This is a genomic window from Streptomyces sp. NPDC046303 (assembly GCF_055588085.1).
In genome coordinates, this window is the sequence record NZ_JBVJFA010000054.1 from 22,446 (window position 1) to 32,682 (window position 10,237).

The following is a 10,237-nucleotide window of genomic DNA, read 5'->3' on the forward strand; positions in this document are numbered from 1 at the left end:
CGGTGGCAGCATCTCTCCCTGCTGCCGCCGAGGACCGGAGCGAACGCCATGGCCGACCTGCAGGATGAACCCCACTCCGTGGGCATCGGGGCGGAAGACCTTCCCGCCCCCACAGCGGTGACCGGCGCCCTCGAACGGGCCGTCGCGCTGCTGTCCGCGCATCCCGTCGCGGACGGGTGCAACACGCTCGTCTGGACGCTGCGCCAGACCCCGTACCACGAGATCGACACCCCCGACTTCGGTGTCGACACCGACATCCCGAGGCTGCGCGCCGGGGGAGTGGGGGCCCAGTTCTGGTCGCTGCTCACCCCGAGCGGGGCCCCGGCCGACGACCGGGCCGCAGCCGACGACCAGGTGGTCTCCGACACCCTGGAACAGATCGACGTGGCGCTGGCCCTCGTACGCCGCTACCCCGACAGCCTGTGCCTCGCGCTGACCGCCGACGACATGGCGGACGCCCGCAACCGCGGCCGCATCGCCTGCGTCCTCGGGCCCGTGCCGGGCCGGACCCTGACCGACTCGCTGAGCGCCCTGCACGCCTTCCACGCGCTGGGCGTACGGATCTTCGCGCCCGCCGGAGCGCCCTGGGCCCGGGAGGACCTGACGGCCTTCGGCCACGAGGTGGTCCAGGAGGCGAACAGGCTGGGCATCGTGCTGGACCTGGCCGGGTGCCCCCCGACGACGGCCCGCCGGATCGCGGCGGCCTCCAAGGCACCGGTGATGATCTCGAGCACGGCGGCCGCGGCCCTGAACCCGTACCCGGGGAACGCGACCGACGAGGTCCTGCTGGCCCTGCGCGAGGCGAACGGCGTGGCGATGGTCACCTTCGACACCGCCAGGACCGGGGACTCCCTGCACGCGGTGGCCGACCACCTCGACCACGTACGGGCCGTCGCGGGCCCGCAAGGCGTCGGCCTGGGCGCCGGCTTCGGCGCCGAACCGGGCGCTCCGCGCCCCACGGGCCTGACCGACCCCTCGGGCTACCCGCGCCTGATCGCGGAACTCCTGGACCGCGGCTGGCCGGAATCCGACCTGGCCCTGCTGACCTGGGGCAACGCCCAGCGAGTCCTGCGCGACGCGGAGTTCACCTCCCGCGCCGCCCACCACCGCCGCCCCGCGCCCACGCCTTTTTGACGCGCCCCGCCGGCGTGTGAGACGCGGGTCTGGGCGGAGCCACGGGGACGGGACGGGACGGGGCGGGGCTCCGCGCAGCGGCCCTCGCCCCTGCCCGGCCAGAGGGCTAGGCGCGGGGCCGGCCCATCGCCCGGTAGGTCCAGCCCGCCGTACGCCACAGGTCCGGATCCAGCGCGTTGCGCCCGTCCAGGATCAGCCGGTCGGTGACGACGCGGCCCAGCTCCGCCGGGTCGAGCTCGCGGAACTCGCGCCACTCCGTCAGGTGCAGGACGACCTCCGCACCCCGGGCCGCCTCCTGAGCGGAGTCCGCGTACCCCAGCGTCGGGAAGACGCGCCGCGCGTTGTCCATGCCCTTGGGGTCGTAGACGGTGACCTGCCCGCCCTGGAGGTGGATCTGCCCCGCCACGTTCAGCGCGGGCGAGTCCCGCACATCGTCCGAGTCCGGCTTGAACGTCGCCCCCAGCACCGCGACCCGCTTGCCGAGGAACGACCCGCCGACGGCCTCCCGCGCCAGCTCCACCATGTGCCCGCGCCGCCGCATGTTGATCGAGTCGACCTCCCGCAGGAAGGTCAGCGCCTGGTCGGCCCCCAGCTCGCCGGCCCGCGCCATGAAGGCCCGGATGTCCTTCGGCAGGCAGCCGCCGCCGAAGCCGATCCCGGCCCGCAGGAACTTCGCGCCGATCCGGTCGTCGTAGCCGATGGCCTCCGCCAGCTTGACCACGTCACCGCCGGCGGCCTCGCAGACCTCGGCCATCGCGTTGATGAAGGAGATCTTCGTCGCGAGGAAGGAATTCGCGGCGGTCTTCACCAGCTCCGCCGTCGGGAAGTCGGTCACCACCAGCGGCGAGCCCTCCCCCATCGGTGTCGCGTACACCTCCCGCAGCACCTTCTCGCCGCGCTCGCCCTGGACGCCGATCACGATCCGGTCGGGATGCAGGGTGTCCTGCACCGCGAAGCCCTCCCGCAGGAACTCCGGGTTCCACGCCAGCTCCACGTCCGCACCCGCCGGCGCGAGCTCCGCGAGCTTCGCGGCCAGCCGCTGCGCCGAGCCCACCGGCACGGTGGACTTGCCGACCACCAGCGCCGGCCGCGTCAGGTGCGGGGCGAGCGAGGCCATCGCGGAGTCGACGTAGGACATGTCACACGCGTACTCGCCGTGCTTCTGCGGAGTGTTCACGCACACGAAGTGCACGTCGCCGAATTCCCCGACCTCCTCCCAGGAGGTCGTGAACCGCAGCCGCCCCGAAGAGCCCGGCAGCCCGGCCACGTGCGCGGACAGCAGCTCCTCCAGACCGGGCTCGTACATCGGCACCCGGCCCGAGGCCAGCATCTCGATCTTCTCGGGCACCACGTCCAGCCCCAGCACCTCGAACCCCAGCTCCGCCATCGCCGCGGCGTGCGTGGCGCCCAGGTAGCCGGTGCCGATCACAGTGATCCTGAGGGGGGCCATGGGTGCTCCGTAGGTGCTGGGGGGCGGCGGGCCGTTTGCGGCCACTGAGCATAGTCGGGCCGGTCGAGGGGGACGTTCTCCAGTAGGTGACACCGCTGTCACGCAACTCACGTGGGCCGTCCGTACCGCCACCCGCGCCCCGGCCACTAGGCTTGCGTTACTTAACGGTAGTTAGCATCACGCATCACCCTGGGGAGTGAGAGATCTTGGCGGGTTCTGCCGACTTCGACCTGTACCGCCCGGCCGAGGAGCACGACATGCTCCGCGAGTCGGTCCGCTCGCTCGCCGAGGCGAAGATCCTGCCGTTCGCCGCCGCGGTCGACGAGGAGTCCCGCTTCCCGCAGGAGGCCCTCGACGCCCTGGTCGCCAGCGACCTGCACGCCGTCCACGTGCCCGAGACCTACGGCGGCGCGGGCGCCGACGCCCTCGCCACCGTGATCGTGATCGAGGAGGTGGCCCGCGTCTGCGCCTCCTCCTCCCTCATCCCCGCGGTCAACAAGCTCGGCTCGCTCCCGGTGATCCTCTCCGGTTCCGAGGAGCTCAAGGCCAAGTACCTCGGCCCGCTCGCCAAGGGCGACGCGATGTTCTCGTACGCGCTCTCCGAGCCGGACGCGGGCTCCGACGCCGCCGGCATGAAGACCCGCGCGGTCCGCGACGGCGACTTCTGGGTCCTCAACGGCGTCAAGCGCTGGATCACCAACGCGGGCGTCTCCGAGTACTACACGGTCATGGCCGTCACCGACCCGGAGAAGCGCTCCAAGGGCATCAGCGCCTTCGTCGTCGAGAAGTCGGACGAGGGCGTCTCCTTCGGCGCGCCCGAGAAGAAGCTCGGCATCAAGGGCTCCCCGACGCGCGAGGTCTACCTCGACAACGTCCGCATCCCGGCCGACCGCATGATCGGCGCCGAGGGCACCGGATTCGCCACCGCGATGAAGACCCTCGACCACACCCGCATCACGATCGCCGCCCAGGCGCTCGGCATCGCGCAGGGCGCCCTGGACTACGCCAAGGGCTACGTCCAGGAGCGCAAGCAGTTCGGCAAGCCGATCGGCGACTTCCAGGGCGTGCAGTTCATGCTCGCGGACATGGCCATGAAGATCGAGGCCGCCCGCCAGCTGACGTACGCGGCCGCCGCGAAGTCCGAGCGCGTCGACGCCGACCTGACCTTCTTCGGCGCCGCGGCCAAGTGCTTCGCCTCCGACGTGGCCATGGAGGTCACCACGGACGCCGTCCAGCTCCTCGGCGGCTACGGCTACACCCGCGACTACCCGGTGGAGCGCATGATGCGCGACGCCAAGATCACCCAGATTTACGAAGGCACGAACCAGGTCCAGCGGATCGTCATGGCCCGCAACCTGCCGTAATCCTGTCTGACCTGCACACGCACGCGCGAGCGACCCCCGACCTGCCGCCGGGGGTCGCTCGCGTTCGCCCAAGAGCTGTCGACTCGTCACCGGAGCCGGCATCGGCGCTTGATGGGTCCCGGGCGGCAACTGCCCGGTTGGGCCGGTCCGTTCGGCCGCCGGTGCGGTCGGCGGGACGCCGAGGGGGCGGGTGGGTGGGGCAATTGGGGACACGTCGGGCACTCCGGCTGTACGGGTGCGCGCGCGGGTGGCTTCGCCCACCTCCGGCCGTTGGGGGCCACTCGGATGGGCTAAATTTGGACCTTCGTACGCCGGAGTCGGTTGGGGAGAACGCAATGACGGAAGCGATCCTGCTGGTCGGCGGACAGGGGACGCGGCTGCGTCCCGTGACGGTGAACACGCCGAAGCCGATGGTCCCGACCGCAGGCGTGCCCTTCCTCGCCCACCAGATAGCCCGCGCCGCGGCCGCCGGTGTCACGCACATCGTCATGGCCACCTGCTATCTCGCCGAGGTCTTCGAGCCCTACTTCGGCGACGGATCCGAGTTCGGCGTCCACCTGGAGTACGTCGTCGAGGACGAGCCCCTGGGCACCGGCGGCGCCATCCGCAACGCCGCCCGGCTGCTCACCGGGGGCCCGGACTCCGCCGTCCTCGTCTTCAACGGGGACATCCTCACGGGCCTGGACATCGCCGGACTCGTCGCATCCCACAAAACGGCCGACGCCGACGTCTCCCTGCACCTGGTGCGGGTCGAGGACCCGCGCGCCTTCGGCCTGGTCCCCACCGACTCCGAAGGGCGGGTGCTGGCCTTCACCGAGAAGCCGCAGACCCCCGAGGAGATCATCACGGACCAGATCAACGCCGGCTGCTACGTCTTCCGCCGCAGCGTGATCGACTCCATTCCGGCGGGCCGCCCGGTCTCCGTCGAGCGCGAGACCTTCCCCGGCCTGCTGGCGTCCGGCGCCACGCTGCACGGCGTCACCGAGAACACGTACTGGATGGACCTGGGCAAGCCCGAGGCCATCGTCCAGGCCTCCGCCGACCTGGTCCGCGGCGTGGTCTCCTCCCCGGCCGTCCCCGGCCGGCGCGGCGAGTCCCTCGTCCTGCCCGGTGCCCAGGTGGCGGCCGGCGCCAAGCTGTCGGGCGGCACGGTCGTGGGCGCCGGCGCGCGGATCGAGGCGGGAGCGGTCGTCCAGGGCTCCATCGTGCTGGAAGGCGCCGTCATCGGCGCCGACGCGCAGGTGACCGCCGGGCTGATCGGCGCACGCGCCACGGTGGGCGAGCGGACCGTGCTCGAGGGCGCCGTCATCGGCGACGACGCCGTCGTGGGGGCCGACAACGAGCTCCGCTCGGGCGCCCGCGTGTGGTGCGGGGCCCAGCTGCCCGCCGCCGCCATCCGCTTCTCCCCGGACGCCTGACCGGACGCCTGAGCCGGGAAGGCGGCCGGGCCGCCTCCCCCGCCAGGAGGGAGCGGCGGCCGGCCCCGCGTCAGTTGCCGCGGACGGTGACCTTCTCGTCGTTCTGGATCTGCTTCACCAGCTGCTGCACCTTCGCCTTGTCCCAGACGAGGTTTCCGCCGCGCTGGCCGGAGATCGGCATGTTCATCGACACGCCGTCACCCCCGTTGACGCCCTTCATCGCGAAGAACATCTGGCCCATGTCGTACAGGCCCATGTCCTTGTCCACGATCAGCGTGTCCAGGCCCGAGCCCAGCAGCGGGTAGAGCTTGAACGGGTTGAGGACCGTGGACGGGGTCGCCGCCTGGTTGGCGAGCGCCGCCAGGAACTTCTGCTGGTTCTTCGTCCGCTGCAGGTCCGACTCGGCGAAGGCGTACCGGGTCCGTACGAAGGCCAGCGACTGCTCGCCGTTCAGGGTCTGCCTGCCCGCCTGGAAGTCGGCGCCCGACTTCTCGTCCTTGAAGCCCTGCTCGATGTCCAGCTCCACCCCGCCCAGCGCGTCCACGATGTTCGCGAAGCCGGCGAAGCCGATCTCCGCGTAGTGGTCGATCCGCAGGCCGGTGTTGTGCTCCACCGTCCGCACCAGCAGCTCGGGGCCGTCCTCCGCGTACGCCGCGTTGAGCTTGACCCGCCGCCCCTGCGCGGGGAACTTCTTGCCCGACTGGGAGCCGACGAACGAGGGGATCTCCACGTCCGAGTCGCGCGGCAGCGAGATCATGGTGTTCCCGCTGGAGCACTTCGCCAGGATCATCATCGAGTCGGTCCGCTTGCCCTCGGCCGAGCCCGTGTGGAGCTTCTTCTTCTCCTCGTCGGACATGCCCTCGCGGCTGTCGGAGCCCACGATCAGGTACGTCGTACAGTCGCCCTCCTTGGGGCGCTCGATGACCTTGGACAGGTCGACCTCCCGGCGCACCTTGGAGTCGGCCCAGAAGTACGTGGAGACCGTCGTCACCACCAGCGCGGAGACCAGCACGATGGAGCCGATCTTGATCCGCCGGCGCCAGTCCGGGGCCGGGCCGGGCGTCCGGCCGGGGCGGCCGGGCCCCGAGGGCGGCTGCGCGGGCCCGCCGGGGCCGCCGGGGCCCGAGGGAGCCCCGTAGACCTGGCCGGTGTTGTAGCCGCTGTCGTAGCCGCCGTACGTGTCGTGGCCCTGGGCCTGCTGCGGCACCGCGGGGGCGGGCGGCGGTCCGGGCCGCCGGGCGGGCGGCGGTACCGCCGGGCGCGGGGGCTGCTGCCGCGGCTGCCGCTGGACGTGCCGCATCCGCTGCGCGCCCTCGGGCTGCGCTCCCGCGCTGCCGCGCCCGTACCCGTCCTCACGCCCTTCAGGCCAGTCATTCATGCGCCAAGGATGCCTGCCCGGGCGTGTCGTCCGACAGCCCGGGGTGCTTTCCGTACCGGTCCTGTTGCAGAGCTGATGCCTCCGCACCGCATCTAAGGTGTCCGTATGACAGAGATACCGGGCGAGCTGCCCGGGAAGCCGACCGCGGCCTCCCGTACGACCCTCAGCCACATCATGACGGCCAACGACACCAACCTCCTCGGCACGGTGCACGGCGGTGTGATCATGAAGCTGGTCGACGACGCGGCCGGGGCCGTGGCCGGGCGCCACTCCGGCGGCCCCGCGGTCACCGCCTCCATGGACGAGATGGCCTTCCTCGCCCCCGTACGGGTCGGTGACCTCGTGCACGTGAAGGCCCAGTGCAACTGGACGGGCCGCTCCTCCATGGAGATCGGCGTACGGGTCCTCGCGGAGCGGTGGAACGAGTCCACCCCCGCCACCCAGGTCGGCAGCGCCTACCTCGTCTTCGCGGCCGTGGACGCCGAGGGCAAGCCCCGCCGGGTGCCGCCCGTGCTCCCGGAGACCGAGCGGGACGAGCGGCGCTACCAGGAGGCCCAGATCCGCCGCACGCACCGGCTCGCCCGCCGCCAGGCGATCATGGCCCTGCGCGAGGAGCGGGCCGCCCAGGGCTTCGACGACTGACCCGAGGCCCGCGGCGCGCCCGCACCGGCCCGCTGCCGGCCCCCGGCCGGCTCACTGGGCGCAGGTCACCTCGTCGCCCGTGAGCACCCCTGAGGTGCCCTGGTACGGGTCCTCCGCCCGCACCGGCACCACCTTGCGGTAGTCCGAGCCCGCGATCACCACCACCGTCCGGCCCTGGCGCGCGACCGCCCGCAGCTCGCTGCCGGGCAGCGCGGCCGCCACCGAGCGGGCGGAGCGGTCCCAGCGCGGGTCGTACGTGATCACCGTGCGCCGCACGTCGCGGCCGGCGCCGTTGCCCGGGGCCCCGGTGGTGTCGAAGCCGGTGGCGCGCAGGGCCGCGTCGACCCGGCCGCCCAGCCCGTCGATCCGGGTCCCGTTCTCCACCTGGACCCGGACCTGCTTCGGCGGCACGTCCACCGGCACGGCCGCGGCCCGGCTCCCGGAGTTCCCGGGCCGGGCCGGGGCGAGCGGCCGGTCCTGCCGCAGCGCCTCGAAGAGCTTGGCGGCCTTGGGCTCGTCCCACCTGACGGTGGAGCCGATGCCCTTGACGCGGAACGAGGGGTCGCCGATGGGCACGGAGGCGAATTCCGAGGAGGACGGGGTGAAGTCCCGCATCGCCTGCCCGAGCGCGAGCATCTGCTCCGAGCCGAAGCCGGTGTCCGCCCGGACCGAGCCCAGCAGCGTGGAGCTGACCTGCTTGAACTTCACCGGGTTGAGCAGCACCCCGCCGCTGGTCGCCTGCTTGATCAGGGCGGCGACGAACCGCTGCTGGCGCTGCATCCGGCCGAGGTCGGACGCGCCGTCGATGTGGCGCGAGCGCACGTACTGCAGGGCCTGTCCGCCGGTCAGGCGGTGGGTGCCGGGCAGCAGGTCGAGGCCGGTGTTCGGGTCGCGCATGGTCTTGGCGGTGCAGATGTCCACGCCGCCGATGGCATCGACCGTCTTCATGAAGCTGGTGAAGTCGACCTCCAGGTAGTGGTCGATCTTCACCCGGGTCATGTTCTCGACGGTCCGCACGGTCAGGTTGGGGCCGCCCTCCGCGTACGCGGCGTTCAGTTTCACCGGGTGCGCCTTGTGCGCCTTTCCGGTGACGAGGTCATGGTGGGCGGGCACCTCCGCGTAGCTGTCGCGGGGCAGGCTGATGACGCTGGCCCGCTCCCGGTCCGCCGACAGGTGCACGAGCATGATGGTGTCGGTGCAGTGGCAGGGCGCCCCGCCCAGGCGGTACTCGCGCTTCTCCTCCGGAGTGATCTTCTCCCGGCCGTCGGTGCCGACCAGCAGGAAGTTCAGGCCGTGCCCGGCCTGCGGGCGGTTCTTCATGTCCTTGAACGGGTCCACCCGCTCGATCCCGGTGTCCAGCCCGGTCATCACGGCATGTCCGACGGCCCCGCAGCCCAGCACCGCCACCGACAGCCCCGCCGCGATCCGCACCCCCCACCGGGGTCTGTCGCCCCGGTGCCGGGCCGGACCGCCGCCCGGTCCGCCGCCCGTACCGCCGCGCCGTACGCGCTGCGGCTGGGGCGGCCTGGCGGGACGGGTGGGACGGTGCGGCTGGGGCACGGTGGACACCTCCGCGGGGACAGCAGGGGAAACGATCGGCCTGGATCTGATTCGTCAGAACAGTAGGCCCATACGATCAGCCTCTGTCCGTACCGCTCACTCGGCGCGCACCCGGTTCCCCCGTACGCGGTAACGTGACACCGATACCCGACCGTGAAGGACCACATGCCCGCCCAGCAGCCCGCAGTCTCGGTGATCATGCCGGTGCTCAACGAGGAGCACTACCTCCGCGACTCCGTCCGCCACATCCTGGAACAGGAGTACGCGGGCGAGATGGAGGTGGTGATCGCGCTGGGGCCGTCCACGGACCGCACCGACGAGATCGCCGCAGAGCTCGTCGCCGAGGATTCCCGAGTCCACACCGTTCCGAACCCCACGGGCCGGACCCCGGCCGCCCTCAACGCCGCCATCAAGGCCTCGCGTCACCCGATCGTGGTACGCGTCGACGGCCACGGCATGCTCTCGCCGAACTACATCGCCACCGCGGTGCGCCTCCTCGGGGAGACCGGTGCGCAGAACGTCGGCGGCATCATGCACGCCGAGGGCCAGAACGACTGGGAAGAGGCCGTCGCCGCGGCGATGACCTCGAGGATCGGTGTCGGCAACGCGCCGTTCCACACCGGCGGCCAGGCCGGACCGGCCGAGACCGTGTACCTGGGCGTCTTCCGCCGCGAGGCGCTGGAGCAGCAGGGCGGGTACAACGAGGAGTTCATCCGCGCCCAGGACTGGGAGCTGAACTTCCGCATCCGCGAGGCCGGCGGCCTGATCTGGTTCTCCCCCGAGCTGAAGGTCCAGTACCGGCCGCGGCGTTCCGTGCGGGCCCTGGCCAAGCAGTACAAGGACTACGGGCGGTGGCGCCACGTGGTGGCCCGCTACCACTCCGGCTCCATCAACCTGCGCTACCTGGCCCCGCCGACCCTGGTCTGCGCGATCGCGGCGGGCGTGGTCGTGGGTGCGGCCGTCACCCCGCTCGGCTTCGCCGTCCCGGCCGGCTACCTCGCGGCGATCGCCGTGGGCTCCGTCCCGGCGGGCAGGGGCCGCTCGCTCAAGGCCCGCGCGCAGATCCCCCTGGCCCTGGCCACCATGCACCTGTGCTGGGGCTACGGCTTCCTGACGAGCCCGCGCTCGCTCGCGAACAAGCTCATCGCGACCCGCCGCCCGGCCGTCCACCGGGACCCCTCGCAGGTCTGAGCGTACGAAGGGGCCCGGGGGGGGGGGGGGGGGGGGGGGGGGGGGGGGGGGGGGGGGGGGGGGGGGGGGGGTGGGGGGGGAGGGGGGGGGGGGGGGTAGG

8 protein-coding genes are annotated in these 10,237 nt (G+C 72.4%); 5 read left to right on the forward strand and 3 right to left on the reverse strand.

Annotated features, from left to right (window positions below; translation table 11 throughout):
- Positions 1-48: 48 nt before the first annotated feature.
- Entirely contained in the window at positions 49-1,134 is a 1,086-nt protein-coding gene (locus ACZ6I1_RS32930; RefSeq protein ID WP_469292601.1) for a membrane dipeptidase, read from the forward strand.
- Positions 1,135-1,240: 106 nt separating this feature from the next.
- Here ACZ6I1_RS32930 and ACZ6I1_RS32935 read toward each other — a convergent pair whose 3' ends face one another.
- Positions 1,241-2,584, reverse strand: a complete 1,344-nt coding sequence (locus tag ACZ6I1_RS32935) for a UDP-glucose dehydrogenase family protein (protein ID WP_469292602.1) — start codon at positions 2,582-2,584, stop codon at positions 1,241-1,243.
- A 206-nt stretch (positions 2,585-2,790) separates the two neighbouring features.
- On the opposite strand from ACZ6I1_RS32935, the gene ACZ6I1_RS32940 reads away from it, so the two are divergent.
- Positions 2,791-3,948, forward strand: a complete 1,158-nt coding sequence (locus tag ACZ6I1_RS32940; protein ID WP_393749150.1) for an acyl-CoA dehydrogenase family protein — start codon at positions 2,791-2,793, stop codon at positions 3,946-3,948.
- 335 nt (positions 3,949-4,283) lie between these two features.
- Positions 4,284-5,366, forward strand: coding sequence for a mannose-1-phosphate guanylyltransferase (gene manB / locus ACZ6I1_RS32945; RefSeq protein WP_469292603.1), 1,083 nt, complete (start codon positions 4,284-4,286; stop codon positions 5,364-5,366).
- 70 nt (positions 5,367-5,436) lie between these two features.
- Here the strand turns inward: manB and ACZ6I1_RS32950 are convergent, their stop codons facing one another.
- Entirely contained in the window at positions 5,437-6,744 is a 1,308-nt protein-coding gene (locus ACZ6I1_RS32950; protein WP_469292605.1) for an LCP family protein, read from the reverse strand.
- A gap of 105 nt (positions 6,745-6,849) precedes the next feature.
- Between ACZ6I1_RS32950 and ACZ6I1_RS32955 the strand changes: the two genes are divergently transcribed.
- Positions 6,850-7,386: an acyl-CoA thioesterase gene (locus ACZ6I1_RS32955; RefSeq protein WP_361752045.1), complete on the forward strand. Its 537-nt coding sequence runs from the start codon at positions 6,850-6,852 to the stop codon at positions 7,384-7,386.
- A 51-nt stretch (positions 7,387-7,437) separates the two neighbouring features.
- On the opposite strand, the gene ACZ6I1_RS32960 is transcribed toward ACZ6I1_RS32955, so the two are convergent.
- The gene (locus ACZ6I1_RS32960) at positions 7,438-8,946 is read right to left on the reverse strand and encodes an LCP family protein (RefSeq protein ID WP_469292607.1); all 1,509 of its coding nucleotides are present in this window, start codon (positions 8,944-8,946) and stop codon (positions 7,438-7,440) included.
- Positions 8,947-9,111: 165 nt separating this feature from the next.
- Here ACZ6I1_RS32960 and ACZ6I1_RS32965 point away from each other — a divergent pair, with 165 nt between their 5' ends.
- Positions 9,112-10,137 (forward strand): glycosyltransferase family 2 protein, encoded by a 1,026-nt coding sequence (locus tag ACZ6I1_RS32965; protein ID WP_469292608.1) that lies wholly within the window; start codon positions 9,112-9,114, stop codon positions 10,135-10,137.
- Positions 10,138-10,237 lie beyond the last annotated feature (100 nt).